The sequence below is a fragment of the Vibrio sp. V33_P6A3T137 genome, assembly GCF_009904835.1.
Classification (GTDB): Bacteria; Pseudomonadota; Gammaproteobacteria; order Enterobacterales; family Vibrionaceae; genus Vibrio; species Vibrio metschnikovii.
In genome coordinates this window covers 1-26,825 of the sequence record NZ_WXWK01000017.1, presented here as the reverse complement: position 1 = coordinate 26,825, position 26,825 = coordinate 1, and the positions used below count along the sequence as shown (strand labels likewise).

Sequence of the window (26,825 nt, the reverse complement as noted above, 5' to 3'; positions counted from 1 at the left end):
CCACTTCAGCCTTGTAAACCCTCGAGGAATTAACCAAAAAATGGACATAAGTACCCCCCCGATTAATCTTGTTAGACCGACCCCTATCGCTCTATTTTGTGCCATGTTACTGGGTAATCCAGTACTGGCTAGCGCGAATAGTGAAGCGCTGGAGAAAGAGACCGAAGTGCTGACCGTCGTTGGAGAGAAAGGTAACCAGGTGAGTTATAAAGTCAGCGACATGAATACCGCTACTGGAATGCAGCTCTCGTTTCTTGAAACGCCACAATCGGTCACTACGGTTACTGAAAAAGCCATCGAAGATCAGCAACTCAACTCGGTTATTGATGTGATGACCAGTGTTGTTGGGATCAACGCTCGTCCCTCTGATAATGATAGATATTCGGTCAGTGCCCGTGGGATCCCGGTCAACAGTATCCTCTATGACGGTGTAGTAACGACCTACGATACTCGCTTTAACTATGGCGATAATCTAATGGATACTGCTCTTTATGAGCGTATCGAAGTGGTTCGTGGCGCTACGGGATTAATGTTAGGTGCTGGCAGCCCTTCGGCTGCTATCAATTTGGTACGAAAGCGCCCTACGGCAGATTTTCAAGGGCGAGTCAGTTTGAGCAGCGGATCTTGGGATATGCGACGTGGGGTGGTCGACCTTTCCGGAGGCCTTAATCAGGATGCGACTCTGCGTGGCCGGATGATAGTCGTTTATCAAGATAGAGAGAACTGGCAGGATCGATATGAACAACAAAAACAAACGCTTTATGGCATTTTTGAAGCTGATTTGAGTGATAATACGCTGCTCACTTTAGGGAGTGATTTTCAGCATACTAAGCCTAAAGGAACGATGTCTGGTGGTTTACCGTTGTTTGATAGCGACGGCAATCGTACGGATTACGATCGGCATGTCTCCACCGCTCCAAGTTGGGCGTCAGCCAAAACAGAAGCCCTGAATAGCTTTGTAACGCTAGAGCATCATTTCAATCCAGATTGGAGTCTTAAAGGGAGTTATATCTATGGCGATAACCGCTTAGAGTTTGATGTGCTCTGGCCAACAGGGAACCCTGACCCGATTAGCAATGAGGGGATGGTCCCTGGCTCTCTGGCTTTTATCGATGGTAATCGTACTCAACATACTTTTGATTTAAAACTGAATGGACGCTTTGAAGCTTTCGGGCGCAGCCACCAGCTCGTCTCTGGTGCTAATCAACAGAAACAGGACTTTGCTAATCCCTATTACGGGGCAATAGGCTCTCAACCACCTTTGGGCGACTTTCAGCAACCGAACTATGATTATCCACGGCCTCAATGGAGCGATAATGTGCTTTATGGTTCTTGGGGAACAACTAAGCAGCAGGCCATTTACATCGCTTCTCAACTTGAGTTAACCGATGATTTGTCGATGGTGCTCGGTGGCCGTTTAGATAACTGGGAGACGGATCAGGATAACTTTGGCGCTAAACATAACTACAAAGTGAATGGTGAATTTACCGGTTACTTGGGTCTGACCTATGCGTTGACCGACGAATACTCCCTTTATGCTAACTACACGGATGTCTTTACTCCGCAAAGTAAGGTGAAAAGTGATGGTCGCTATCTTGACCCGGTCAAAGGTATTAACTACGAGGCGGGAGTAAAAGCAAGTTTATTTAATGAGTCGCTGGACTTATCACTCTCGGCATTTGAGATTCGTCAGGATAATGTCGGTGAGTCCACTGGTGAAACTCTGCCTAACAGTACTATTGCTATTTATCGAGGTGTGGATGGTACTAAGACTCGTGGTTTTGAGTTTGAAGTTAATGGTTCCATTAACGCCAACTGGGATATTTATCTAGGTTATACCCAGTTTGAAACGAAAGATCCTGAAGGTAACAAGGTCAATACCAATAACCCTAAGCAGCAACTTAAACTCTTTACTACCTATGCGCTCAACGATTGGATTAACGGTCTCCAACTGGGGGCGGGAGTTAATTGGCAGAGCCGAATTTATAGTCAAGTTTCCAAGCCGGATAAAACTAAAGTTGAGGTAGAACAGGACAGTTACGCTTTAGTGCGGTTGATGGCGAAATACAGTCTGAACAAGCAGCTGACTTTACAGGCCAATTTGGATAATGCGTTAGACAAAAGTTATTACAGCCAACTCGGTTTTTATAACCAGTTTCAGTATGGCGCGCCACGTAACTTTAGTGTCACTTTAGATTATCGTTTTTGAACGCAGTGACATGGGGAAACTATCCATTATTAGGAGCGCTCCGCAGTGCGGAGCGAACAACATTTATGTTCTATGAAGCAAGGCAGCGATTTCCGTGGGTCGTGTTTCTAATCATTGGTTTAATCGGCTGTTATGATTTTCAGCAACCAGAATTTGAGACCACTCAGCAAGACGGATTTCCAGTTTGTATTACTACCGCGCACGGGACAAGTTGTATTAAGGCTCCCCCCAAACGTGTAGTAACGCTTGGCGCTGGGGCTGAAGACTGGGTTTTATCGCTTGGTGTTGTGCCTATCGCGATTGAACCACACTATTGGGGTGGAGATGAGCAAGGTTATCTCCCTTGGTTTCGTGAAGCGATTGAGGCACAAAACCTGCCGTTACCGAGCATGATTAGTAGCTATCCAGAATTGGATGTGGAGCGGTTACTTGCGCTTAAACCCGATCTCATCTTAGCTCCACAATCAGGGATTACTCGTGAAAGTTTTTTGCAACTGAGCGCGTTAGCTCCGGTTATCGGCTATCCAGGTGAACCGTGGTTAACACCGGTACAACAGCAGGTGGAACTTATCGCTAAGGCTCTCGGTAAAGAGGCAAAGGGCAAGGAATTGCTGAGAAAAAAGCAGGCTTATCTCGAACAAGTGGCTTCTCTCCATCCTGAATTTAAAGGGGTCAGTCTCGCCTATATCAATGCCGCGAGTCGAGTAGGGAATCTTTCGGTTTATGTCTCTGGCGATCCCAGAGTCGATTTATTTTTAGAGTTAGGCTTTGTTTTACCGCCAAATATTGCCAATCTCAATGCCAGTCGTGGTCATTTTACCGCTCATATTGGTCTAGAGAGTGCAGATATGCTCGATGATGCTGAGCTGTTGCTCAGTTGGTACAGCTCAGAAAAAGCGAGAGAAGACGTGGAGGCTATGCCGATTATCCACCGTTTACCTGCGATGCAGCGTGGTCAATATTTGGCGATCACTGATCCTACTTTGATCATGGCGAGCTCATACGGCTCATTACTCAGTCTGGAATGGACGATTCCTAAGCTGGTGCCTAAGTTGCAACAGGCACTATCTTCACAAAAAGTACTGTCTCTACAAAAAGCACTGCCCTCACAAACCACCACCACGGCACAAGACCTGAGGTGGGATAGAAAGGGGAGGTCAGGATGATGGAACCAGAGATCGGCTGGGCCAATACAAGCACAAGAACTCATCACCGATTTAAGCGTAACATAATGATGTTTGTTGGCTTGTTATCGACGTTGATAGTGCTCATTTTAGCGAACTTACTTTTCGGGGCTCGAATACTGCCATTGTCGATGTTAGACAAACTTTGGCAACCGACGGCTGCTGACCATCTCTCTTTGGTGCTACAAGCAAGATTACCTAGACTACTATGCGGTATGTTGGCCGGTATGGCTTTAGCGATGGCGGGTTGTGTTATTCAGGTTCTGTGTCGTAATCCTCTAGCCGATCCCGGTCTACTCGGGGTTAATGCTGGTGCGAGTGCCTCTCTAGTCACGTTGAGTCTTTTACCAGCGACCGCTGGCTTAAGTCTGTTATGGCAAGCTTTACCCGGAGCACTACTGGCGAGTAGCCTCATTTATTTATTATCTCGTGCTCAACAATCTTTGGCTCAGTCTTCTCCAATTCGGCTGATTTTAGCTGGTGCTGCCATTAGCGCGGTTCTTGGGGCTTATGTCCAAGCTCGAGTATTACTGAATCCGCAGCTATTTGAGGGCTTTCGATATTGGATGGCCGGCTCTTTGTCTGGACTGACTTGGCAAGATGTTCATCTGTTCTGGCCTTACGTGGTGTCCGCCAGTGTCTTGTTGTGGCTATTGGCTCCGGCGCTGAATCTCATGCTATTGGATAATCATACCGCTAAAGCGTTAGGTTCATCTCAACGTTGGCAAAACTTGCTGGCTTGGTTGTCTGCCACTTTATTGTGCGCCGCTACGACCGCGATTGTCGGGCCATTGGCTTTTGTCGGTTTGGCCAGTGCCCATCTCGCTAGACGTTATTTAACACTGAACTTGAGACTATTATTACCGGCTTCGGCGTTAATCGGAGGGATTATGGTGTTGCTTGCCGATCTCTTGGCTCGGGTCTTGATGCCTCCCACTGAGCTGCTGACTGGGATCATGGTGGCCATACTAGGCGCTCCTTTTCTCTATGTTATCGCTCGAGGGCAACATGTGAAGGAGACCTTATGAATCCCACTCGTTTCCCCATTTGGCAATGGAGATTGATCACCTTACGAGCGCCAACATCCCGTACGATTAAGGGGACTTTATTCGCCATTATTCTACTGATTACTGCACTTTTGCTGAGTTTACTGTTAGGACACCAAGGGCTGGCACCCATGAGCCTTGTTAAGGCTTTATTCGGTAGGGCGTCAGATTATGAGCATTGGTTACTTTGGCAATCACGATTACCAAGAGCGCTATGTGCTGTCGGCGCCGGAATGGCTTTGGGGCTTTCTGGTGCGGTGTTTCAGAGTCTGACTCGTAACCCTTTAGGCAGCCCAGACATTCTCGGTATTAACGCTGGGGCCAGTGCTGGTGCCGTTCTGTGGCTATTATGGCTACCCGCATTACCGCTATTATTCGGCGCTCTTTTAGGTGTCGTTGTTGTGCTGTTCTTATTTTTTGCTGGACTTGGACGTCAATGGCAGTTTTCACGCAATTTGATATTGATGGGGATTGCTATTAATGCTTTTGCTATAGCCTTGGTGCAGTTTGCGCTGACACTAGTACAAAGAGAGCAGGCTCAGCAAATGTTGGGGTATCTTTCGGGTAGTTTGGCACACCGTACTTGGTATGACGTGTTGTTAATCAGCAGCGTGTTATTACTGGTACTTCCAAGTCTTCTATTGCTCTCTCGTCGTTTGGCGATCTTGTCTTTGGGTCGAGAGTTAGCGCAAGCTTTGGGTAACCCTGTACGCCAAACGCAGACAGTGGCATTACTGCTTGCCACCTTGCTCGCTTTAGGGGCTGTACTTTGCGCAGGCCCTGTCGCCTTTGTTGCTTTGGTCGCCCCACATTTGGCTCGTTTTGGTCATCGTCAACTGGCCCTGTTACGTTCAGCGTTGATTGGTGCCCTCTTGCTACTTGGCGCTGATACTTTGACCTTACTATTGCCCAGTAACCAAAGGTTGCCCGTTGGAGTATTGACCGCCCTGATTGGTGGTCTCTATCTAGCACTGCTTTTGACTCGTGAATTATGGGCACAAGCACCATTGATAAAAAACCGAACAGGAGAGCGATGATGAGCTTATACACGGATGATGATATTGCGCTTAGTGGGCATGATCTTGCTCTAAAGTATGGGCAGAGAACCATCATTAATGCCATGGATCTGACGATCCCGAAGGGCAAGTTAAGTGTAATTTTGGGGCCTAACGGTTGCGGTAAATCCACCTTGCTTAAATGCTTAAGTCTCGTGCTGCCGCCTACTCATGGTCACGTTATGCTTGGTGAAACCCCATTGGTAACCTTGAGTAACAAGGCGAGAGCCAGAGAGTTAGCGCTGCTGATCCAAAAGCCTGAACTGCCGGAAGGTATTGATGTACAAGAGCTGGTTAGTCGCGGCCGTTATCCTCATCAGAGCTTATGGCGTCAATGGTCAGAACAAGATGAAAAAGCAGTTAACCAAGCGCTGAATGCAACGGGGCTGACCCATCTGGCACAAAGGCCAGTCGCTGAACTTTCTGGTGGTCAGCAACAGCGAGTTTGGTTGGCAATGGTTCTGGCGCAGCAAACGGAGGTACTGTTACTGGATGAGCCAACCTCATTTCTCGATATTCGTGCCCAACTGGCGGTACTCGACTTTTGTCAAGCGCTGGTGGCGCAGGGGCGAACCTTGGTGCTGGTATTACACGATATTAATCAGGCTTTGCGTTACGGCGAACATTTACTATTAATGCGTGATGGAAAGCTAATTGCACATGGTTCTCCTCAAACCTTGCTCACTGAAGCTTTGCTTGAACAAGTATTTGGCATTAATGCCAGCATCATTACCGACCCTGAAGCGCTGTGCCCAATGATTATCCCTCGGGTGCGAATGGCGAAAAGTTATCACCGAAGTGATGAACATAATGAAGCCAATGGGGGACTACCATCATGGGAATAATCACCCTAGCTAACCAGCTCAACCATTTGCTCAGCCAAAAAGCGGCATTTTATGCTCAGCATTTCAAAGCCATCGATAATTTGCAGCAGTTACCTCCAAATGCCCATTGTTTAAACTCGGTGCTCAGTGCGACACATTACAGACCATGGCTGGAACAGTTTGCTTTTAGCTATCGAGTAAAAGGGAGCGTTGTTGGAGAGGCAACGCGAGAAGTCGATGCAAGGGCATTACATTCAATGTGGAGTCAGTGGTTTTTTGGTCTGCAACTGCCACCTTTATTATTGTGGCTGTTTTGTTGTCCGCCCGGTAGTGAGCTTCAGCGTGCCATTGCTGCGGCATCCAGTTGGGATAATTGGTACTTTGAAGCGCACGAAAGTGGTCGAGTAAAAACTTTTTATTTATTGCTTAGTCCAGAGACGAATTATCTTGCTTCCGTCAGTCAGCTTGCCAGTTGGGAGCAGCTACTCGAACGACTGCTCATCCCGATCGTCGAGCGTTTAACTTGCCTTAGCCCTGTGGCTGCAAAGCTTCATTTTAGTCATCAAGCTTATATTGTGCATTGGTATCTGGGGGAGCTGTCACTCCCTGATAGCTGGCGTGATCAACGGATAAACGAGATATTCTCTCGTCCAGAGTTATCATTAAGGGTAAATGATCAGCCGACAATCAACCCCTTTTGGCGTAAATTAAGACTTAAGGAGCAGCAAAGCGCGCGTATCGTGTGTTGTCTGCGCCACAAACTGCCTTGCACCCAAATGTGCGCAGATTGTCCGCTAGATAAGAAGGCTCGCATGCATGCCGGCCAAAAAGCTTGTGGTTAGTGCGCTGTTTGATCAGAATGAGGGGGATTAAACGTTGCCCACTACTTGGTTAAAAACACCTGAAAGGTTTTGAAAGCCGATGAAAACAAAAAAGCCCCTATTTACAGGGGCTTGGTAAGATTAAGTCAGCTTAGAGAGACTCAAAAAACCTTATTCGATGTTTTGGATCTGCTCACGCATTTGTTCAATCAGCACTTTCAGCTCTACCCCTGAAGCCGTGATATCGGTCGAGATCGATTTTGAAGCCAGTGTGTTGGACTCGCGGTTAAACTCTTGCATCATGAAATCAAGCTTACGGCCACAAGCGCCGCCTTTTTTCAGGACATTGCGCGCTTCTTTGATGTGAGAATCTAAACGGTCAAGCTCTTCTGCCACGTCAGACTTTTGCGCCAGTAAAATCAGTTCCTGCTCGACACGGGTGGCATCAAGTTCAATTTTTGCTTCTTCAAACTTGTTCAATAGGCGTTCACGTTGCCATTGCAGAATTTCTGGCATCCGCGCGCGAACCTTGACCACTTCTTCGCTAATCGCTGTCAAACGTTGTTCGATTAACGCTTTCATGTTGTCGCCTTCACGACCACGAGCATCAATAAATTCCACAATCGCGTCATCAAAACCGGCCAATAACGCTTTATTAATGCTGTCCATATCTTGCTCAGGAGTTTCCATCACACCAGGCCATTGCATAATTTGGAAGGGATTGATGCGGCTGAGTTCACCGGTCATATGCATGATTTGATTAGCGGCTTTGATCACTTGATTCGCCAGTGCTTCATTAATATTCAGCTCACTTTTGGCCGCTGGATTGGCTTCATAGCGCAAATGGCATTCGACTTTACCGCGGGCAAGACGTTGACGAAAACGCTCACGCAGCACTGGCTCTAAACCACGAAACTGCTCAGGAAGGCGAAAGTAGGTTTCTAAATAACGTTGGTTAACGGAGCGAATTTCCCATACTGCCGTGCCCCAGTCGCCTTTGACTTCTTTACGTGCGTAAGCGGTCATGCTGTAAATCATTACGGTATCCTTTGTTAGTCGATCTGCTTTTAGCGCAATAATTCAATAATACGGCAAAGACTGACGAGATCCTAGGTTAGATCAGCACGAACGAATGTAACCAGCACTGCTGCGGCGTCAAGTAGGAAGGGGATGGGCCTAGCACCTAGGATTTTACCGCCACTTCCAGTATAATCTCGCCCCAATCTTGTTGTTCCCTTCACAAAAGGCATTCATCCATGCGTCCAAATGACCGCGCTGCAGATCAAGTTCGCCCAATTAAAATCACTCGTAACTATACGGCTTACGCTGAAGGTTCGGTACTCGTTGAATTTGGTAATACCAAAGTGTTGTGTAACGCAACCGTGGAAGAAACCGTACCGCGTTGGCTGAAAGGTCAAGGTAAAGGCTGGGTAACGGCTGAATATGGTATGTTGCCACGAGCTACCCATTCGCGCACCCGTCGCGAAGCGGCCAATGGTAAGCAAGGTGGCCGTACGATGGAAATTCAGCGCCTAATTGCGCGTAGTTTACGTGCAGTAGTTGATTTAAAAGCCATGGGCGAAATCATGATCACCGTCGATTGTGATGTGATTCAAGCGGATGGCGGGACACGCACGGCAGCGATCAGTGGTGCCAGTGTGGCCATGGCTGATGCTTTCGCGCATTTAGTCGCCAAAGGCAAACTGAAAGCGAATCCGATGAAAAGCCATGTTGCCGCGGTATCAGTGGGTATCTTAGGTGAAAACATCCTGTGTGATTTAGAGTATGTGGAAGATTCTGCCGCCGATACCGATATGAATGTGGTGATGACCGAAGAAGGCAAGATGATCGAGATCCAAGGCACCGCAGAAGGCGAACCGTTCAGCCATGAGCAGTTGCTGGCGTTACTTGTCTCGGCGCAAAAAGGCATTGTTGATATTGTCGCCGCCCAGAAAGCCGTGTTAGCGGAATGATTGAGTTAGTAGCTCCCGTTGAGGGGGCTATTTTTTTATCTCTATCTTCGTCGTCATTAACTTGATAGCTGTGTTAGCGGCAATTTTCGCCCAAGTCACTTACAAAAGTAAGCTCCCTGGGTCTCAAATCTTCGCTGCCTTGCTCTCAAGCTAATGACTGAGAAGATGGTTAGTTTTAGTTAACGTAGAGAGAAAACAAATGAAAGCCTACCAGCGTGAATTTATTGAGTTTGCTTTAGAAAAGGAAGTATTGAAATTTGGTGAGTTTACTTTGAAGTCCGGTCGTAAAAGCCCTTACTTTTTTAACGCTGGGCTGTTTAATACCGGTCGAGATCTGGCCCGTTTAGGCCGTTTTTATGCCGCCGCCTTGGTGGATGCTGGGATTACATTTGATGTGCTATTTGGCCCCGCTTATAAAGGCATTCCAATTGCGACCACCACCGCGGTGGCTCTAGCGGATCACCATGATATTGATACGCCGTATTGCTTTAACCGTAAAGAAGCCAAAGATCACGGTGAGGGCGGTAACTTAGTGGGTAGCGCATTAAAAGGGCGCATTATGCTGGTGGACGATGTGATCACCGCAGGCACCGCGATTCGCGAGTCAATGGAAATCATTCAAGCCAATGGCGCACAGCTGGCCGGTGTCTTGGTGGCGATTGACCGCCAAGAAAAAGGCCAAGGCGAATTATCGGCGATTCAAGAAGTTGAGCGCGATTTTGATTGCCAGATTATTTCTATCGTTAGCTTGGGCGATCTGGTGACTTATCTAAAAGAGCAAGGCGGCGATCCGGTGCAGTTAGCCGCAGTAGAGGCTTACCGAGCTCAATATGGTGTTGTCGCTTAACGACTCCGTAACAGGAAGTCTGTTAGATAAAGCCTGTTAGAGAAAACAACGGCTCAGGGTTGATAACCGAGCCGTTGCTTATTGCTGTTGATCTTTGCTTATTGAAAGATGCCGTGGTGTTGGCGGCAACGCTAATCAGTCTAAGTGCGGCGTGATTAACGACTGCTTGAATGAAGCGATGGCTGCCAAGTCAGCGCGGCGGATGCTTTCTCTTTTGGCGCACGTAGCCAAAGGGCGATGCACAATGACACGCCAAGCAGTATGAGCATGACACTGAACGCCGCTTGGAAGCCGCCAAATAACGATGCGACTATCGAACCGAAAAAGCTCCCCAACCCAAAGCCTAAGTAAATCACCCCATAGTTTTGAGTCAGAGAATTTAGCCCAAAATAATCGCTGACCAAGGTTGGAAATACGGTAATCGCGCCGCCAAAGCTAAAGGCAACACAAGAAATCGCCATAAAAAAGCGCATTTCGTTGAGAGGGACAAACAGTAAGGTGCTCACGCCTAAGGTACAGATCAGTAACGCCATTCCAACCACTTTGCGGCGCTCCATTTTATCAGACAAAATGCCTAATACTAACCGTCCGGCAAGGTTCGCCATCGCGAGGATCGCCACTGAAGAAGCGGCCGCCGCGGTGGAGAGATGTACTTGCAGCTCGCCAACATCTTTGGCAACGCCAATCACGTATAATCCGCTCATACAAATGGTAAAAAACACTGTTGCCAATAACCAAAACTGAGGTGTTTTGGTACTTTGCTGTAGCGAGTAATCTTGGCTGCTACTGCTACTGCTACTGCTGCTTGATGAGCTTGGCGCTTGCAATGGCGCGTCATACATCAGTAATCCACCCAATACCACCAAACTGCCCGCGATCAGAGCCCACATGGTGAAGGTCATGCTCACGCCACTGTGTTCAAGGAAATATAAATTGATGTACTTAAACCCTAAGCTGCCGAGGCCATAAGCGCCAATCGCACAAGCCGAAGCGAGGCCTTTACGTTCCGGAAAAAACCGCACGCAGTTGGATAAGGTCATTAAGTAACCAGTGCCATCGGCAAAGCCAAGGATTAACCCCGCACTGACATACAGCAACCACACTTGGGTCACTTGCCCTGCCCAAAGTAAACCTAAACTTAAGACTATCCCTGCTGCAATCGTCACCCGGCGTACGCCAAAACGCTTTTGCAGTAATCCGGACACGGAAGAGGCCAAGGCAAGCGCCAAGGTTAATAGCCCAAAAGAGAAGGCAATCTGGTTGACGGGAGCGGATAATTTTTCCGCCAGCGGGGCATTAAATAAGCTCCAGGTATACACAGAGCCAAGGGCAAATTGCGCAATAATGGTACCAATTAAGGTCCGTAATCGTGGGGATATCATGCCTAACATAAACGGTACTCCATAACAAAATGGGTAAGAACTACCGTTAAGATACGAGCCTAAATCCCCTAGCTGCAATAGGGTTAAAACAAGATAAAATGAGCTGCATTACTCGCGCATCAAATGCAATTATTTGGCATGAATTACAATTGCATTCGCTCGCGGAAGGCTTTTAAGTTACTCCGGCTGACCGGGATCTCGGTTTGCGTCCCTTGTAAGTGCAGAAGGTAAGTACTGTTAACCCAAGGGATGATCTCCTGCACGCGAGTGAGATTGACACAATAAGAGCGATGGCAGCGAAAAAAGTGCTGCGCCGGCAACTGGTCACAAAGCTCACTGATCGGATACGGCACATAAAACTCACCATCTTCACAGTACACCAGAGTAATTTTCTCTTTCGCCATGGCGTAAATGACCTGTTCAGGCTCGGTAATCCGAATCCGGTTCTCACGCATAAGATGCAGCGGCGCACTGCTTGGCGGCGGCTGATTGATCGACTGTGCCTGTTGTAATTTATCGAGTACGTTTTGCACCCGCTGCTCATTGAGCGGTTTTAACAAATAATCAAACGCGTCGAGCTCAAAGGCTTCTGCGGCGTGCTCTTTGTAAGCGGTGGTGAAAATAATATAAGGGGGGCGAATGGCCGCTGGCAGACTACGAGCTAATAACATGCCATCCATCGCGGGCATATTAATATCTAAAAACAGCACCCCTACCGGATGGTTTTGTAGATATTTCAGGGCTGATAAACCATCGTCAAAACTGGCGATAATATCGATATCACTATGTTTTTCAATTAAATAACGTAGCTCCTCTTGAGCCAAATATTCATCCTCAACCACTATTGCGCGTAACATGCTTTCCCCTTAGTGAGAATATCAAAGCGAATTTGTGTTCCAGGGTTTAACCGTTCAATGTGCAGCCCTTGACCGTACAATAAATGCAATCGCTGATGAACGTTCATCAAGCCAATGTGCTGACTGTCTATGTCACCTTGATAGAGCTTATCAATCAACTCTGGGGCAATGCCAACCCCTGTATCTGTGATAGTAATTTGCGCACCTTGCGCGGTTTTGCGTACTTTGATCGTGACTTGACAAGTATGAGCAGAGGGCTGAAAGCCATGTTGAATGGCGTTTTCCACCAAAGGTTGGATCAACAGTGGTGCAATCGAAATCGCCACCGGCTCAACATCAAAATGCACCTGCAGCTTACGCCCAAAGCGAGCTTGTTCAATCGCCACATAGTCGCGCACTTGTTTTAACGCATCATCCAGCGGAATCAGAATTTGCGTGCGCTGGAGATTATAGCGTAAGAAGTCGGCCAAATTACCAATTAAGCTGCGCGCCTCATCGGGGCGCAGACGAATCAAGCTGGATATCGCATTTAACGCATTAAACAGAAAATGGGGATTGATCTTGCTTTGTAGAGCAGAAAATTCGGCTTGGCTGGCCATTTCTTTCAATTGTTCCACCCGCGAGACTTCTAATTGCGTGGAGATCAACTGTGATAAACCAATCGCCATCTCTTTAAGTGGACGGCGAATACGGTTCGGTTGGCGATAAAAAATCTTTAAGGTGCCAGCGACTTGTTGATTCTCCCACAAAGGGATGATCAACAAGGAGCGAAAGTTATGCAGATTTAAGTTATTACTAATGATTTGTTGGCCGAGTTTGACCGCTTGTTGGGTCAGTTCACTGATTTGATGATGAGCATCAAAGTACTCTTCTTCACCTATCCCCACATAAGCCAGCACATCTTGCGTATCGGTGATCGCTACCGCATCGGCTTGTGTGTTTTGCAAAATCACTTGGCAGCCTTTCGTTAAAGCCGCTCGGCCACCTTGGCGAAAATAAGGCAAAGTTTGCGTGGCAATATGCAACGCTTGTTTGGCTTGCTGGGCAGCTAGGCGCTCTTTTTCATCATCAAGGTGTTGTACCAACTGAATAATTAAGCCGATGCATAGGGTGCCGGTAATCATCGGAAAACTGATGTGGCTGACAATGCTGTAGGCTAGCTGATTATCCTCAGCAAGCAGTAAAATGAGTCCCATGGTCAGCGCTTCGCACACCATACCGACCAAAATACCGTAGCGGGCATAGTGGGTTTTGTCGGCTCGATAATGGATCAACGCCGATAACAAACCCGCGACGATACTGGCAATCAAGCAGGCTTGCGAAGTGGGGCCATCAATATCAATTAAGTAGCGGTGCAGCCCAGAAACGACTCCTGCACTGACCCCAACCCAAGGGCCAAACAAAATACCACCCGCGACAATGGCAATGATCCGTACGTTGACCAAAGAGCCACCCACATTGACTCCAGTATAAGTGCTAAATAGGGCAAAACCGATAAACAGCGCTGCCAGCAAGGTGGTTTCAGCAGGGCGGCGTTCGGTCTTTTGTACTATGGTTTGAATCAGGTGCAAGCGTGTTAACCAAAACAGCCCCATCAGCAGTAAGGCTGCGCGTTCAAACACCGCCAGTAACATCACAAATTGGTCGTTATACATCATGGCAAGAGCAAGAAATGAAAAAGGGAAGCCAGTGTAACGGACTTCCCTTTTTAATACCTATGATTCAGATCATACGCTGATAAAGCGCTTTTGGTCGCAGTAAGTCGTGCCGGAAAATGAATAGCGCTAGTAAATCGTTCAGGCGTAGCGACTGTCCCTTAGTTCAGGATCCGGTAAAGTTTTAAAGCGTTTATGTAACCACATCCATTGTTCTGGAGCACGTAAGATCACTTGCTCCACGTACTTATTCGTATAAGCGGCTGCGGCCGTTTCATCCTTTTGTGGATAGTCTACTTCAACAGACAGATCGGCCATCAGTTCATAACGACCTTGCATGTTACGAAAACCAGACCCCATGACAATCGCACTGTGGCTGGTGTAAGCTAAAATGCTGGTACCTGTCGTGGTACAGGCATCTTGCACCGCAAAGAACGGCACAAATACCGACTTTTTACGACCATAATCATGATCGGGTAGATAGAAGAGACGACCACCTTGACGTAAAACACGGATCATGGCTTTAAGATCTTTACGATCAATTAACTGGTTGCCATTACGTGTTCTACCTCGGTATTGAATAAAATCATAGGCTGGATTGTTATGTGGTCGATATGCGCCATAACCGGGTAAACCTAATACCGCGAAGCCTCGTGCGGTTATTTCTAAATTTAACGCATGCACGCAGCATAATAATACACCGCGGCTGTTTTGGTGATGTGTTCGCAGCGCGGAGAGATCTTTCTCGACCAATAAGGTTTTAAAACGCCACGTTGGCCAAAACCAAGTGATACCCGTTTCAATCAGTGCTGCGCCGGTATTTTTAAAGTTCTCAACGACAAACTGCTGGCGCTCGGTGGCGGTCATCTCTGGAAAAGCCAGCTCAAGATTACGCTCGGCAATCTTTACCCGTTTTTTGCCAAAGCGCATAGCAAACCGACCTAGGCCACGACCAATATTTAATAGCCATGAATAAGGAAGGAGATTAACCATCAGTGCGAGAAAACCAAAGCCCAGCCATACACCCCAATATTTAGGGTGCAGTAATGCCACTGAAAATTCTGGTTTGCCGTATTTTTTGGGATTTGTCATGGTGATTACTACTTAATCTGTGCACTCAGTAATGCCCAATACGCATCGAAATTAGCGGTGGGCAGGTATTTAAAATCAGAACGAACAAAACGGTTTAAACTGCCTTCGACTTGGCCGAGCAATTGCGCCGCTAAAATACTCTCATCGACCGGAAACGATTTACCTTCACGCAGTTTTCGCTCACGTAAAATCTGCCGCAAAGACGTTTCGATTCGTTCATACAACTGATTAATTCGCTCCCGCAGCCGTTCATTTTCAAACATCAACGCATGGCCCGATAAAATGCGCGTCAGGCCTGGGTTACGTTCAGAAAAAGCCAAAATCAGCTGCACAACGAGACGAATGCGATTTAACGTATCTTTTTCTTCATCCAAAATACGATTGATACGTGACATGAGTGATTCTTCAATAAATTCAATCAAGCCCTCAAACATTCGCGCTTTACTAGGAAAATGACGATATAAAGCCGCTTCTGATACACCGACTTGTTTGGCGAGTTTAGCCGTCGTGATGCGAGATGCTCCTTCGTGGGATTCCAGCATTTGTGCCAGTGCTTGGAGTATTTCTTCACGGCGATTGATTTTTTTGTTACCAGCCATAACCCGACTTCCTTTGATGACCATTGATAGCGACGCAATAAGCAGCAAGATTTGCCGAGTTAACTGAGTGGATTCCTCGCTAACGAATGGGTATGCGATGATGCACTTGCTGGCAAACCGAGTACTAAGACGTATCGACTACAGATGGCGATGAATGAACAACATTAACGTTTGGGCTAACTCACGTTTGCTGCTCAGCGGCAAAGCGTGTTGACCATTGGACCAATACACCGTCAGTGCATTATCATTGCTATCAAAACCTTGGCCAGTGATAGAAACATCATTGGCGCAAATCATATCCAGCTTTTTCTTGGTCAGTTTTCCGAGAGCGTATTTTTCCACATCCTGTGTTTCTGCGGCAAATCCTACCGTGAAAGGACGGCGTTCGATTAATGCCGCTACCGAAGCAACGATATCCGGGTTCTTGACCATGGTGATACACAACGTATCGCTCTGTTCGGTTTTTTTGATTTTTTGTTCAGCGACGACATCAGGTCGATAATCCGAGACCGCAGCGCATCCAATAAAGATATCATGCTGTTGAGCATGGGCCATCACCGCTGTGTGCATCTCTAGTGCACTCTGGACATTAATCCGTTTCACTTTGGCGGGCGTTGTTAAGGTGACCGGCCCACTGATTAACGTCACTTCAGCGCCTAGAGTAGCCGCAGCGTCGGCAATGGCAAAGCCCATTTTGCCTGAACTGTGATTAGTAATATAGCGAACGGGATCTAACGCTTCGCGAGTCGGTCCTGCTGTAAGCAACAGTTTTTTCCCAAGCAAAGGTTTAGGCGCAAAAAAAGCGTCGCAGCGCTCAACCAATTCAAGTGGTTCAAGCATACGTCCCGGCCCGACATCGCCACAGGCTTGTTCTCCGGCGGCAGGCCCCCATACCGAAACGCCGCGTCGTACAAGGGTCGCGATATTATCTTGTGTTGCTTGATTACGGTACATCTGCTGATTCATCGCGGGTGAAATCACCACAGGAGCATCCGTTGCGAGTACGACGGTGGTTAATAAATCATTGCCCATTCCCGCGGCTAAGCGAGCGATAAGATCCGCCGTTGCCGGTGCTAACAATACCAAATCTGCCCATTTAGCTAACTCGATATGCCCCATTGAGGCTTCGGCTGCAGGGTCAAGTAAGCTATCGGCAACAGGATGCCCCGAGACAGCTTGCATGGTTAAAGGGGTAATAAATTCTTTTGCCGCATGGGTCATCACCACGCGAACTTCCGCGCCTCGTTCACGCAATCGGCGCGTTAATTCTGCACATTTATAGGCCGCAATGCCGCCACTAATGCCAAGCAGAATATGTTTTCCTGCTAATGTTTGCATCTGGATTCCTCGAAAATTCTGCGAGTTATGTTAGCACAACTCCCGAAATATGTGGCTGCTGTGTTAGCTGCATTTTCTCTCTGCATTATATGGCTTATCAATAGTTATGAGGATTTTCTCACTTTACGCAGAGCAAAAAACCAACTGGTTGGCCTAAATATCGTCAAATTTCACGGGGACTCACAGATATATTGCGATTTTTTATGCATCATAAAAACAACAAAAAGTTAATTAGGATGACAGAATGATCTCGTTAAAGAGCAGAACCAAATTGCTATTACTGACGCTGATTCCATTGGTGCTGATCACCGGGTTAATGACCATGGTGAATTATTGGAGTAATGCGCGTGCACTCGAAGAAGAATTAACCCAATATCGCGAGCAATTGGTCGAGACTCGTAAAGCTGAGCTACAAGCGTATTTAATGATGGGCGTGACCGCGGTTCAATCATTATATGAGAGTGATCGTAATGGTGAGAATCAAGCCGCAGCCAAAACCTTACTCAAAGCGATGCGTTTTGAAAGTGACGGTTACTTTTTTGCCTATGATTCACAAGGTGTGAATACCTTGCATGCCATCAATCCTTCTCTGGAAGGAAAGAATCTCTATGGCTTGCAAGATGAAAATGGCGTGCCAGTGATTGCTGGACTTATCCGCGCGGCGAAATCCGGTGATGGCTTTTTGTACTTTTCTTGGCATAAACCGACGATTAACGCGCAAGCACCTAAATTGGGTTATGCCGAATATTTACCTAAATGGGATTGGGTATTGGGAACCGGAATTTATATTGATGATATCGATGCGCAAGTCGCCCAATTTCAAGTATTACGTCAAGACCAAGCGAAAGAGCAAATGTGGTCAACGATTGGTTTATCGTTGGTTGGGCTATTGATCACCAGTATGGTGGTCAGTGTGTTGGTGGCTAAAGGAGTTGCGCCATTACAGCACGTGGTTGCTTCACTGCAAGATGTGGCCGCAGGTGAAGGGGATTTAACCGCTCGACTGAAGGTAGAAAGCCAAGATGAAATCGGTGAGGTTGCTAAAGCGTTTAATGCCTTTATGGATAAACTTCATCCGATGATCAAACAGTTGCGAGAGTCGGCGCAAGAAGTGCAATTGGCTGCCGGAGAGTTAGATATACAAACCACGCAATCTAATCAGAAAATGAACAGCCACTGTCTTGAAACGGATAAAGTCGTGACAGCGGTAACCGAAATGAGCGCTACGGCACGGGAAGTGGCGAATAATACCAATGCGACTTCACAAGCGATTGAATCTGCTAATGGTCAAATCCGAGATGCCCAGCATGAAGTGAATAGTGCAATTGAAGGGATCAGCGAATTGGTGCGTGAGGTTAACCTCACCTCAGACGCGATTCAAGATCTGAGTCAGCGTACCGATAAAATCACTCAAGTGTTAAATGTGATTGGTGAAATCGCGGGGCAGACAAACCTACTAGCATTGAATGCGGCTATCGAAGCGGCGCGAGCTGGAGAACAAGGACGAGGTTTTGCTGTTGTCGCTGATGAGGTCCGTTCTTTGGCGAGTCGGACACAAAATAGTACGCAAGAGATCAGTGAGATGCTTCAGTCTCTTCACCAAGGGGTAAGCAAAGCGGTTGAAAGCATGAATACTAGCCAAAAGCGGGGCGAAAAAACCGCTGAAGAATCGATGCATATCAAACAAAGTTTGGCTGGGATTTCACAAGCCGTCGGTTTAATTCAAGATATGGGGATCCAAACCGCATCGGCGGCAGAGCAGCAAAGTGCGGTAGCCGAAGACATTAATCAGAACTTGGTCGCGATTCAGCACATCGTTAACCAGTTGAGTGATAATTTACAGCACTCAGAATCGATCAGCTCACGCTTGGCGGCTTCTGGACAACAAATGGGGAATCTCGTCAGTCACTTTAAGCTTTAATCAACAAACGAGTTACAAGTGAGATTGATCTTATTCCCATCTTCACTCAGGCCCATTTGGGCCTGAGTCATTCTTCGCTTATAAAAGAGAGCCCCGTGTGCTGACATTAACCCAGTTTGAAAAAAAGGGGTTACTTTGTTGGCAAGGGGTCCGCGTCGTTACCCTCTATTTAGTAGACTTGGAGCACAGTCATGGGTCTCAAAGATCTTCCTGTAGAATCAATGCCACGAGAAAAGCTACTTGCCAGAGGGCCACAAGCGTTATCCGATGCTGAACTGCTAGCGATTTTTTTACGCACCGGCACACCAGGCATGAATGTTTTAGAACTGGCGGATTGTTTATTACGTCAAGCGGGTTCATTACGTGCTTTGTTCTCTGCCAGTAAAGATCAATTTTGCACGCATAAGGGGCTAGGCGAAGCTAAATTTGTCCAATTACAAGCCGTATTAGAAATGACTCAGCGTTACTTGGCTGAAACCTTAAAGCGTGGTGACGCGTTAACCAGCCCTCAACAAACCAAGTTATATTTAACCAGTGTGCTGCGTGATCGCCAGCGTGAAGCCTTTTATATCCTCTTTCTCGATAATCAACATCGTGTTATTCAAGGTGAAGTCTTGTTTGAAGGGACGATCGATGCGGCCAGTGTCTATCCTCGGGAAGTCGTCAAGCGAGCGTTACAACTCAATGCGGCGGCATTAATTTTAGCCCATAATCATCCTTCTGGCATTGCAGAACCCAGTCAGGCTGATCGCCGAATTACTCAGCGTTTAGTCGATGCTTTGCAGTTAGTCGACATTCGTGTCCTTGACCACTTTGTGATTGGTGATGGTGAAGTGGTTTCTTTTGCGGAACGAGGATGGATTTGACGGATATTTTATGTTGTGACTTAAGATTATTCTGGTATGATTCGCGCACTAAATTATCAACCTAAACTCAGCTCTGCTTAAAAAAGATCACCAAATCCGTAAAAAGGATCTGTTCGGGTCTTGAGCAATGCATGTCAAGTTAGTATAATACGCGACCTTTGATAGCCTTGTATGGATTTTCCATAACGGTTTTTAACCTCAAACTTCTTAATACATCGAGAACGAGGTTCGGCCACCAAGGTTGATATCGAGCTGAAACGATTTGGAGAAGACATTCATGTCCCGAGTATGCCAAGTAACTGGTAAGCGTCCAATAACGGGTAACAACCGTTCACACGCACGAAATGCTACTAAGCGTCGTTTTCTGCCGAACCTACAAACTCATCGTTTCTGGGTAGAGAGCGAAAAACGTTTTGTTAAACTACGTCTAACTGCTAAAGGCATGCGTATCATTGATAAGAAAGGCATCGATGCTGTTCTTGTTGATATCCGTGCACGTGGCGAAAACGTTTAAGAGGAATTGAGCAATGGCTAAAGGCATTCGTGAGAAAATTCGACTAATATCTTCTGCAGGTACTGGTCACTTCTACACAACTGACAAGAACAAACGCAACATGCCAGGCAAATTTGAGATCAAAAAGTTTGATCCAGTAGTTCGCCAGCACGTTGTTTACAAAGAAGGCAAAATCAAGTAATTGATTGCGCACTCTGTTGTACAAGTAGCGAAAACCCAGCCAATTTGGTTGGGTTTTTCTTTATGTGGAAAAATCGGCCCTAGAACCTAGAACCTAGAACCTAGAACCTAGAACCTAGAACCTAGAACCTAGCTAGCTACTTTGCTATTCTTAGCGAATCTTATCTATTAGCTAAGGACTGCTGCATGCGCATTGCTCCTCATCGTCGTCGGCGATGGAACAATATTCTGATCATCTTAGTATTGCTGTTTATTGGGGTGTTGAACTTACCGCCATTACTCAAATCTTATCTGACCTCAGATAAGAGCGCAGCGCATGCTTACCCTAGTTTACTTAATCCCAATGCACCATTACAGGCGGTGTATACACGATCGTTTGAGCTGACGTTAGAGCAAGATCAATGGCAGTTGACTCCGACTGGTGAGGTTTCTGCGCTGCAATTAGCCCAGCGCTGGCAAGCTTTAGTCGGTACCGAGGTTGATGAACAAACCGTACGTTCATTACAGCCAAGTTTGATCGGGCCGCAAACCATTGAAGTCTGGTATCGCGATCAGGAAGAGCCACAGCGGATCACTTATTATCAATCACCGCAGTTTTGGTTATTTAAAAACTGGCAAGATAAGTGGATTGCTATCTCAGTGGAAGCCGATTATCTTTTCCCTTCATCCAGTCGTTAAGATCTTAATTCGTCAACCATCTTGGAGCTATGATGCCTGAGTTACCCGAAGTCGAAGTCAGTCGCTTAGGTATTTCGCCGCATTTAATTGGTCAAACCATCGCCACGATCACTTGGCGCTGTGAAAAACTACGCTGGCCGATCCCCCATGAATTAACTCGGCTGGAAGGCCAGCAGATAACGGCCATTTCACGACGCGCCAAATATCTATTCATCGAAACCGAAGCGGGCAATGCGATTGTTCATCTCGGTATGTCGGGAGCCTTGAGGGTGTTAGATGCGAATTTTCCACCAGGGAAGCACGATCATGTTGATCTGGTACTTGTGAATGGCACGTTACTGCGTTATCACGATCCGCGCCGTTTTGGTGCTTGGTTGTATGTCGCGCCAGGAGAACATCACTCGGTACTCAGTCATATGGGGCCAGAGCCACTGACCGATGCGTTTAATGCCGAGACGATTGCTAAACGTGCGAACAATAAACGCCTAGCGATAAAAGCGTTTATTATGGATAATAAAAACGTGGTTGGGGTGGGCAATATCTACGCTAATGAATCGCTGTTTAAAGCCAAAATTCACCCTTTAAGACCGGCGCAAAGTTTATCGGACACCGAGTGGCAATGTTTGGTCAGTGAGATAAAAGCCGTACTGGCGACGGCCATTGCGCAAGGTGGCACTACGTTGAAAGATTTCTCGCAAGCCGATGGCAAGCCAGGCTATTTTGCCCAAGAGCTGCAAGTGTATGGCAAAGGCGGTAAACCTTGTCCTATTTGCGCGGAACCGATTCTTGAACAGAAAATTGCTCAGCGTAACAGCATGTTCTGTAACCACTGCCAAGATTGACTAATATTTTTATTATCTAATGATGGACATGAAAATCACTTGGCGTAACATTAGCCTCCTGTTTTCTTAAGCACCTTCTTAATATGTATTATCAGCGCCATTTTCGACATATATGCCAGTTATTCATTGGCTACTTTGTTTTTTCATTTTTACTGTTGTTTGCTTCTCGCTACGCTCTTTATTTGCATATTGAGCCTGGTTTGCCTGTTAATGATATAGTGAATGATATTCAACGTGCTTTTATGGTCGGCGCTCGATTTGATGCAAAAGTCACCGCTATTGCTTATGCCCCATTACTGTTAGTTGGCCTTGTATGCGCGGCATTTTCCCAAGCCTATTTACGCTGGTTAAGCTTATCGACTTACTACCATGCAGTAATTGTTTTATTGTATATCATTGGTGGAGTTGGTAATTATTACTACTACTTAACCTATGGTAGCCATATTGATTTATTTATTTTTGGCTTGATGGATGATGACTCAGTCGCGGTACTGACTAACTTATGGGTTGATTATCCGGTTATATACGGGGTGAGTTTAGCGTTAGTTATGGCTGGGATTGGTTACTACTTTGCCCGTTACCTGACACGTCTTAACTTATGGTCCTCGCAACAGCACTGGCATTGGAGTATTACTAGCTTATCCGTCGTCTTCATGATGGTCGGTGTGTTTTTACTGGCAAGGGGCTCGACGGGCAGTTTACCTCTGAAACGTTATCATGCTAGTGTCTCGGCTTATCAGCCATTAAATATGATCACCCCTAATGCCTTTATGGCGCTTGATTGGGCGCGCAGTGATTATACATCACGTGCTCACTTAGAACCGATATCTCAGCAAGTATTGCAGCAGCAAATGCAAAAGTTGTTGGGGCAGCCTGACGCGAATTATAAAACCCCTCACAATGATTATCTCGCTGATCATCCGCCTCATGTGGTTATCGCGATGATGGAAAGTATGGGGTTGAGCGTTTTAATTGAAGATGATCCAACCACAAACGATTTATTAGGTCGTTTTCGGGAGCATTATCGACACGATTTTCTGTTCGAGCGTTTTTTGGCGGGCACTTCCGCTACAATAGACAGTATCGTAATGATGCTAGTGCATAGCCCATTGGCGACGATCAGTCATTCTAATTGGCAAAAAATTCCCCTTCCAAGCTCGGCGGTATTGCCATATCAGCGGGCTGGCTATGATGTGGTTTTTGTCTATGGTGGTAACGGTATGTGGCGCAACTTAGCGAACTATTTACCCACTCAAGGTTTTGATCGCGTCTATGATGAAAATGACATTGTTGGTGCTTTCCCCCTTGCTGCCCAATACGCAGGGACTTGGGGTGTACCCGATGAGTTTACGTTTAAATTTACTCAGCAGTTATTAGATAAGGCTGAGCGGCCAACTCTTATTTACGTGATGACAGTCACCAATCACTCACCGTATCGGGTTCCAGCGTATTATCAACCTAAACCAACCGCCCTTACTCCTCGTTTGCAAGAGATGCTGGGCTATAAAGGTAATCGAGACGCTCAAGAGTTATTAAAAACGTTTCAGTATGCTAGTGATGCAGTCGGTAAATTTATTAGTCATATAAAACAATCCCCATTAAGTGAGCAGGTGATCTTGGCGGTTACTGGCGATCATCGCGTACGCTATACGGATATTGCTCGGCCTGGGGAAGCAGGGTTAACTCACGCGGTTCCCTTTTATCTTTATGTGCCACCATCGATTTTGGCGCACACCGAATTTAACTATCAGCCAGAGCGTATCGGTTCCCATCGAGATATTTTTCCAACCTTGTATCATTTTAGTTTGTCTGATCAAGCTTATGTTTCTTTAGGTGGAGAAAACTTACTTACTATAGGGGAGGTAAGTAATATCGGTTTCAATAGTGGTATGAGTATTAATGCCTATGGTGCTGTGAGTAACCATCCACCGTTTATCTTCCATCCTTGGCAAGGTGATGAGTCATTACTGACTGAACCGCAAGCCAGTGATGAGCAAACCTTTGATCGCCAATGGGGATTAGAATATCACCGATTACAAGAATACTTTTTGCGTTCTCAAGTATTACCGATGACACCATAATCGACGAAAGAACTCTGTGGGTTAATCTCGGCTTAACCCACAGAGTAATCTAAATGACTTTTTTGGCACTTAGTGCCTGTGCGACGACGGTAGGGACAAAGCCATCCACATTGCCGCCATGAATCGCAACTTCACGGACGATAGTCGATGAAATAAAAGCGTATTGTTCAGATGGCGTTAAAAAGACGCTCTCTAATCCCGGCATTAAACGACGATACATATTGGTCAGGCCAAATTCGTATTCAAAATCTACTGTGGTTCGTAGACCGCGGATCAAAACGTTAGCTTGCTCTGCGCGAGCAAAATCGACCATCAAGCCGCTAAAGCCTTTGCTGGTTACGTTCGGTAAGTGCTGAGTCACTGCTTGAGTAAAGGTTACTCTTTCATCAAGGGTGAACATGGTATTTTTACTTGGACTTGCCGCGACAGCAATGATCACCTCATCGAACATGCTGGCTGCACGCTCAACAATATCAAGGTGTCCATTGGTGATAGGATCGAAAGTGCCGGGATAAATAACCCGAGAAATACGTTTTTGGCTCACGGTCGTGTTCTCATCTGTGAAAGCGGAGTTATCTGCCTAATAATGAATGAAAAAAAGCCAGATGTTGTTTAGCGCTGGCTTGGCAAGAGAAATCATTAATCATGCGTTGTTGTGCGCGCATCCCCATTTGTAGACGTTGTTGTGGTGCTTGATAGAGAACGCGAACTTTATCTGCAATGGCGGTTGGTTTTTGTACTGGAACAATAAAACCACTTTCACCATCAACCAATAATTCTTTACCGCCGCCCGTTGTGGTTACAATGGAAGGAATACCCATCGCCATAGCTTCAATAATAGTTTTAGGTAGCCCTTCACCACTAATCGAAGGTTGAATTTGTACAGAGCTAGAAGCTAACAGCTCGGGAACATCGCTTCGGTAGCCGAGAAAATGAATACGTTCAGACATCCCACTTTGCTCAGCTAAGGCTAAATGTTGTTCAGTTTGCATATCACGTCCTACAAGCAGTATATGCAGATTCACTAAATCAGCCAGTTGTTTTGCACTTTCAAGCAAGATATGGACACCCTTACTCGGCCGAGCATTGGCAATACAAATGATGCAAAATGCATCGTTAGGTAATCCTAATTCTTTCAATGAAGCAGGCTGAGCTTGATACCAAGCAATATCATGCCCTTTGTAAATTGTGACCACGCAGTCTTGATGCTTCCACACTCGTTTTTTTACGTCATCAGTAACGGCTTGTGCCACACAGCTGATACCATCAACTCTGGGGTGTAAATGGGTTAAATAGGCACTGGGGTCATGACGATATAATCCACCGACCGTTCCTCGATACGTCACCAATTTGGTCTGTTTAAAGCCGATACAAGCAAAGGCAGCATTGGGAATGGTTTTTGAATTCATGGCATAGACAATATCATAGTGATGAGCGTGTAACTCTGTACGCAGCCTTTTGATGGTCTTCCAGCAGATTTTTTTACTGGGATAAGCATCAATCACCTTGATACCGCTGTCACGAAAACGGGCTACATACGGTGCATTGCCTTGAGTCATTATCGTAAGTTGATGGCCTAATTTAACCATTTCAATGAACATTTCAGCTTCTGGACGAACGCTATTCCATGCATCTTTGTAAGAGCTAAAAATTAAAATTCTCATGTATATCTTACCTTTATGGTGTCCGCTTTATTTTCGTTAACTTTCAGTTTTTATGAACAGCAAGCATTGCTTTTCATTATTTCTGAGTAGAGCGTGTGATAACGCTGTGCAGTTTGTTCAATCTGAAAATCGCGTAACTTTTTCTCTCGTCCGATGGTTAATATGTCAACAAGATTTGGATCATGACGAACTTGCAAAATAGCCTGCGCTAATTCTTGGGCATCTCCGGGGGTAATTAATAAGCCAGAAACACGGTCTTCAATAATGTCTGGGATCCCTCCGGCTCGACTACCCACGACAGGTAACCCACTACCCATTGCCTCTAAAATCACAGAGCCTAACCCTTCACTGTAAGAGGGATGGATAAGCATATCAGCAGCAGCAAACCAATCACCCATATTGTTCTGCTTACCCATGAAATGAACATTTGTTAAACCTTTGGCTTGCTGTTCTAATGCTGGACGCTCTTTTCCATCTCCCAACAAAGCGAAATGAATGTCCGATTCTGAGTCCATTAATAGGCGAGCGGCTGCAAGCGTAACATCAAAACCTTTGTGATGAAGCATATTCGCCGCATGAATAACTAAGAATGGATGAGAAAATTGTTCACGAATCCGAGAGACTTGTTGCTGATTAATGGGATAACGAACTGGTGAGCTTGGGATGGTGACCACCTTTTTCAGCGGGTAGCGTAATAAAATTTGTCGACAAATTTCCTGACTTAACCCGACTAATGCGCTAGCCGAGCAGTAAGCTTGAGCTGCAAACCATCGTTCACTGAGAGGATTATCAATTCGACGAGTGATGATATAGGGTATTTTATACAACTGATATTGTAACCAAGCCCAATAAATCGCTCGTCCTTCGTGTACATGAATTAAATCTGAATCTTGTGTAATAGCTTTTCCGTGCTGAGTTAAAAAGTGTTTACAAGCAATTAATCGACAAGGTAGTTCTTTTACTCGTGAGTAAAAAAGACTTTTGGGGTTAGCAACAACGGTAAGTTGGTAACCTAACTTAATCTGCTGTTGAATCAGTAGTAGTGTTTGATTCTCACCACCATGATAACCAGAGGCGAGATTAACATGACAAATTTTCATGAGCGCTCTCTTTTTTGCTGGCGGACATAATCACGCAACCAAAGGTCTGCATAACGAGTAAATGTGGTGTTAGCACTTAAAATCGCCAGTAATAGTC

At 46.2% G+C, this 26,825-nt stretch carries 25 protein-coding genes and 1 pseudogene; 15 read left to right on the top strand and 11 right to left on the bottom strand.

What is annotated here, in order from left to right; all coding sequences use genetic code 11:
• Window positions 1-40: 40 nt before the first annotated feature.
• The 6 genes from CAG60_RS01480 (at window position 41) to fhuF (ending at window position 7,160) form a co-directional block, all read left to right on the top strand.
• Complete coding sequence (locus tag CAG60_RS01480) at window positions 41-2,209, top strand: TonB-dependent siderophore receptor (protein ID WP_161438108.1); 2,169 nt, start codon at window positions 41-43, stop codon at window positions 2,207-2,209.
• A gap of 101 nt (window positions 2,210-2,310) precedes the next feature.
• The gene (locus tag CAG60_RS01475) at window positions 2,311-3,375 is read left to right on the top strand and encodes an iron-siderophore ABC transporter substrate-binding protein (protein ID WP_337247082.1); all 1,065 of its coding nucleotides are present in this window, start codon (window positions 2,311-2,313) and stop codon (window positions 3,373-3,375) included.
• Window positions 3,376-3,440: 65 nt separating this feature from the next.
• Entirely contained in the window at window positions 3,441-4,421 is a 981-nt protein-coding gene (locus tag CAG60_RS01470; RefSeq protein ID WP_237667740.1) for a FecCD family ABC transporter permease, read from the top strand.
• Window positions 4,418-5,476 carry a FecCD family ABC transporter permease gene (locus CAG60_RS01465; protein ID WP_161425506.1) on the top strand — a complete coding sequence of 353 codons (1,059 nt, stop codon included), beginning with the start codon at window positions 4,418-4,420 and terminating at the stop codon, window positions 5,474-5,476. The genes CAG60_RS01470 and CAG60_RS01465 overlap by 4 nt, the downstream gene beginning before the upstream one ends.
• On the top strand, window positions 5,473-6,339 hold the full coding sequence (locus CAG60_RS01460) for an ABC transporter ATP-binding protein (protein WP_237665996.1): 867 nt from the start codon (window positions 5,473-5,475) through the stop codon (window positions 6,337-6,339). Before CAG60_RS01465 ends, CAG60_RS01460 begins: the two co-directional genes overlap by 4 nt.
• A complete protein-coding gene (fhuF, locus tag CAG60_RS01455) occupies window positions 6,330-7,160 on the top strand; it encodes a siderophore-iron reductase FhuF (RefSeq protein WP_161438107.1) in 831 nt (276 codons plus the stop codon). Before CAG60_RS01460 ends, fhuF begins: the two co-directional genes overlap by 10 nt.
• 150 nt (window positions 7,161-7,310) lie before the next feature.
• On the opposite strand, the gene CAG60_RS01450 is transcribed toward fhuF, so the two are convergent.
• A complete protein-coding gene (locus CAG60_RS01450) occupies window positions 7,311-8,177 on the bottom strand; it encodes a YicC/YloC family endoribonuclease (RefSeq protein ID WP_154169528.1) in 867 nt (288 codons plus the stop codon).
• 218 nt (window positions 8,178-8,395) lie between these two features.
• Here CAG60_RS01450 and rph point away from each other — a divergent pair, with 218 nt between their 5' ends.
• Window positions 8,396-9,112 (top strand): ribonuclease PH, encoded by a 717-nt coding sequence (gene rph, locus CAG60_RS01445; RefSeq protein ID WP_161438106.1) that lies wholly within the window; start codon window positions 8,396-8,398, stop codon window positions 9,110-9,112.
• 199 nt (window positions 9,113-9,311) lie between these two features.
• Entirely contained in the window at window positions 9,312-9,959 is a 648-nt protein-coding gene (pyrE, locus tag CAG60_RS01440) for an orotate phosphoribosyltransferase (RefSeq protein WP_161425502.1), read from the top strand.
• Window positions 9,960-10,114: 155 nt separating this feature from the next.
• On the opposite strand, the gene CAG60_RS01435 is transcribed toward pyrE, so the two are convergent.
• The 6 genes from CAG60_RS01435 to coaBC form a co-directional block, all read right to left on the bottom strand.
• Window positions 10,115-11,350, bottom strand: coding sequence for an OFA family MFS transporter (locus tag CAG60_RS01435; protein ID WP_161438105.1), 1,236 nt, complete (start codon window positions 11,348-11,350; stop codon window positions 10,115-10,117).
• A gap of 134 nt (window positions 11,351-11,484) precedes the next feature.
• Complete coding sequence (locus CAG60_RS01430; RefSeq protein WP_161425500.1) at window positions 11,485-12,198, bottom strand: LytR/AlgR family response regulator transcription factor; 714 nt, start codon at window positions 12,196-12,198, stop codon at window positions 11,485-11,487.
• Window positions 12,183-13,853 (bottom strand): LytS/YhcK type 5TM receptor domain-containing protein, encoded by a 1,671-nt coding sequence (locus CAG60_RS01425; RefSeq protein WP_161438112.1) that lies wholly within the window; start codon window positions 13,851-13,853, stop codon window positions 12,183-12,185. Before CAG60_RS01425 ends, CAG60_RS01430 begins: the two co-directional genes overlap by 16 nt.
• Window positions 13,854-13,994: 141 nt before the next feature.
• Window positions 13,995-14,945: a Kdo(2)-lipid IV(A) acyltransferase gene (locus CAG60_RS01420; RefSeq protein WP_161425499.1), complete on the bottom strand. Its 951-nt coding sequence runs from the start codon at window positions 14,943-14,945 to the stop codon at window positions 13,995-13,997.
• 8 nt (window positions 14,946-14,953) lie between these two features.
• On the bottom strand, window positions 14,954-15,544 hold the full coding sequence (gene slmA / locus CAG60_RS01415) for a nucleoid occlusion factor SlmA (protein WP_004397480.1): 591 nt from the start codon (window positions 15,542-15,544) through the stop codon (window positions 14,954-14,956).
• A 138-nt stretch (window positions 15,545-15,682) separates the two neighbouring features.
• Window positions 15,683-16,882 carry a bifunctional phosphopantothenoylcysteine decarboxylase/phosphopantothenate--cysteine ligase CoaBC gene (gene coaBC / locus CAG60_RS01410; protein ID WP_161438104.1) on the bottom strand — a complete coding sequence of 400 codons (1,200 nt, stop codon included), beginning with the start codon at window positions 16,880-16,882 and terminating at the stop codon, window positions 15,683-15,685.
• Between the two features lie 244 nt (window positions 16,883-17,126).
• Between coaBC and CAG60_RS01405 the strand changes: the two genes are divergently transcribed.
• The 7 genes from CAG60_RS01405 to CAG60_RS01375 all read left to right on the top strand — a co-directional run bounded on the left by CAG60_RS01405 (window position 17,127) and on the right by CAG60_RS01375 (window position 23,964).
• Window positions 17,127-18,803, top strand: a complete 1,677-nt coding sequence (locus CAG60_RS01405) for a methyl-accepting chemotaxis protein (RefSeq protein ID WP_161425497.1) — start codon at window positions 17,127-17,129, stop codon at window positions 18,801-18,803.
• 191 nt (window positions 18,804-18,994) lie between these two features.
• Window positions 18,995-19,669 (top strand): RadC family protein, encoded by a 675-nt coding sequence (radC, locus tag CAG60_RS01400; RefSeq protein ID WP_004397477.1) that lies wholly within the window; start codon window positions 18,995-18,997, stop codon window positions 19,667-19,669.
• 277 nt (window positions 19,670-19,946) lie between these two features.
• Window positions 19,947-20,183 carry a 50S ribosomal protein L28 gene (gene rpmB / locus CAG60_RS01395; RefSeq protein ID WP_004397476.1) on the top strand — a complete coding sequence of 79 codons (237 nt, stop codon included), beginning with the start codon at window positions 19,947-19,949 and terminating at the stop codon, window positions 20,181-20,183.
• A gap of 13 nt (window positions 20,184-20,196) precedes the next feature.
• Complete coding sequence (gene rpmG, locus CAG60_RS01390) at window positions 20,197-20,364, top strand: 50S ribosomal protein L33 (RefSeq protein ID WP_004397475.1); 168 nt, start codon at window positions 20,197-20,199, stop codon at window positions 20,362-20,364.
• 185 nt (window positions 20,365-20,549) lie between these two features.
• Window positions 20,550-21,041 carry a hypothetical protein gene (locus CAG60_RS01385; RefSeq protein WP_158137615.1) on the top strand — a complete coding sequence of 164 codons (492 nt, stop codon included), beginning with the start codon at window positions 20,550-20,552 and terminating at the stop codon, window positions 21,039-21,041.
• Between the two features lie 32 nt (window positions 21,042-21,073).
• Window positions 21,074-21,883, top strand: a complete 810-nt coding sequence (gene mutM / locus CAG60_RS01380; RefSeq protein WP_161438103.1) for a bifunctional DNA-formamidopyrimidine glycosylase/DNA-(apurinic or apyrimidinic site) lyase — start codon at window positions 21,074-21,076, stop codon at window positions 21,881-21,883.
• 83 nt (window positions 21,884-21,966) lie between these two features.
• On the top strand, window positions 21,967-23,964 hold the full coding sequence (locus CAG60_RS01375; protein ID WP_161425644.1) for an LTA synthase family protein: 1,998 nt from the start codon (window positions 21,967-21,969) through the stop codon (window positions 23,962-23,964).
• 49 nt (window positions 23,965-24,013) lie between these two features.
• Here the strand turns inward: CAG60_RS01375 and coaD are convergent, their stop codons facing one another.
• The 4 genes and pseudogenes from coaD to CAG60_RS16805 all read right to left on the bottom strand — a co-directional run.
• The gene (gene coaD, locus CAG60_RS01370; RefSeq protein ID WP_004397467.1) at window positions 24,014-24,508 is read right to left on the bottom strand and encodes a pantetheine-phosphate adenylyltransferase; all 495 of its coding nucleotides are present in this window, start codon (window positions 24,506-24,508) and stop codon (window positions 24,014-24,016) included.
• A 28-nt stretch (window positions 24,509-24,536) separates the two neighbouring features.
• Window positions 24,537-25,628, bottom strand: coding sequence for a glycosyltransferase family 4 protein (locus CAG60_RS01365; protein ID WP_161425643.1), 1,092 nt, complete (start codon window positions 25,626-25,628; stop codon window positions 24,537-24,539).
• A gap of 50 nt (window positions 25,629-25,678) precedes the next feature.
• Complete coding sequence (locus CAG60_RS01360; protein ID WP_004397464.1) at window positions 25,679-26,728, bottom strand: glycosyltransferase family 4 protein; 1,050 nt, start codon at window positions 26,726-26,728, stop codon at window positions 25,679-25,681.
• Window positions 26,725-26,825, bottom strand: a pseudogene (locus CAG60_RS16805) (glycosyltransferase family 2 protein); the annotation flags it as partial. The gene CAG60_RS01360 and the pseudogene CAG60_RS16805, both read right to left, overlap by 4 nt.

Coding starts and splice junctions, on each gene's coding strand:
- CAG60_RS01480 (WP_161438108.1), top strand. CDS start 41: ATGGACATAAGTACCCCCCCGATTAATCTTGTTAGACCGACCCCTATC.
- CAG60_RS01470 (WP_237667740.1), top strand. CDS start 3,441: ATGATGTTTGTTGGCTTGTTATCGACGTTGATAGTGCTCATTTTAGCG.
- CAG60_RS01465 (WP_161425506.1), top strand. CDS start 4,418: ATGAATCCCACTCGTTTCCCCATTTGGCAATGGAGATTGATCACCTTA.
- CAG60_RS01460 (WP_237665996.1), top strand. CDS start 5,473: ATGATGAGCTTATACACGGATGATGATATTGCGCTTAGTGGGCATGAT.
- fhuF (WP_161438107.1), top strand. CDS start 6,330: ATGGGAATAATCACCCTAGCTAACCAGCTCAACCATTTGCTCAGCCAA.
- CAG60_RS01450 (WP_154169528.1), bottom strand. CDS start 8,177: ATGATTTACAGCATGACCGCTTACGCACGTAAAGAAGTCAAAGGCGAC.
- rph (WP_161438106.1), top strand. CDS start 8,396: ATGCGTCCAAATGACCGCGCTGCAGATCAAGTTCGCCCAATTAAAATC.
- pyrE (WP_161425502.1), top strand. CDS start 9,312: ATGAAAGCCTACCAGCGTGAATTTATTGAGTTTGCTTTAGAAAAGGAA.
- CAG60_RS01435 (WP_161438105.1), bottom strand. CDS start 11,350: ATGTTAGGCATGATATCCCCACGATTACGGACCTTAATTGGTACCATT.
- CAG60_RS01430 (WP_161425500.1), bottom strand. CDS start 12,198: ATGTTACGCGCAATAGTGGTTGAGGATGAATATTTGGCTCAAGAGGAG.
- CAG60_RS01425 (WP_161438112.1), bottom strand. CDS start 13,853: ATGTATAACGACCAATTTGTGATGTTACTGGCGGTGTTTGAACGCGCA.
- CAG60_RS01420 (WP_161425499.1), bottom strand. CDS start 14,945: ATGACAAATCCCAAAAAATACGGCAAACCAGAATTTTCAGTGGCATTA.
- slmA (WP_004397480.1), bottom strand. CDS start 15,544: ATGGCTGGTAACAAAAAAATCAATCGCCGTGAAGAAATACTCCAAGCA.
- coaBC (WP_161438104.1), bottom strand. CDS start 16,882: ATGCAAACATTAGCAGGAAAACATATTCTGCTTGGCATTAGTGGCGGC.
- CAG60_RS01405 (WP_161425497.1), top strand. CDS start 17,127: ATGATCTCGTTAAAGAGCAGAACCAAATTGCTATTACTGACGCTGATT.
- radC (WP_004397477.1), top strand. CDS start 18,995: ATGGGTCTCAAAGATCTTCCTGTAGAATCAATGCCACGAGAAAAGCTA.
- rpmB (WP_004397476.1), top strand. CDS start 19,947: ATGTCCCGAGTATGCCAAGTAACTGGTAAGCGTCCAATAACGGGTAAC.
- rpmG (WP_004397475.1), top strand. CDS start 20,197: ATGGCTAAAGGCATTCGTGAGAAAATTCGACTAATATCTTCTGCAGGT.
- CAG60_RS01385 (WP_158137615.1), top strand. CDS start 20,550: ATGCGCATTGCTCCTCATCGTCGTCGGCGATGGAACAATATTCTGATC.
- mutM (WP_161438103.1), top strand. CDS start 21,074: ATGCCTGAGTTACCCGAAGTCGAAGTCAGTCGCTTAGGTATTTCGCCG.
- CAG60_RS01375 (WP_161425644.1), top strand. CDS start 21,967: ATGTATTATCAGCGCCATTTTCGACATATATGCCAGTTATTCATTGGC.
- CAG60_RS01365 (WP_161425643.1), bottom strand. CDS start 25,628: ATGAGAATTTTAATTTTTAGCTCTTACAAAGATGCATGGAATAGCGTT.
- CAG60_RS01360 (WP_004397464.1), bottom strand. CDS start 26,728: ATGAAAATTTGTCATGTTAATCTCGCCTCTGGTTATCATGGTGGTGAG.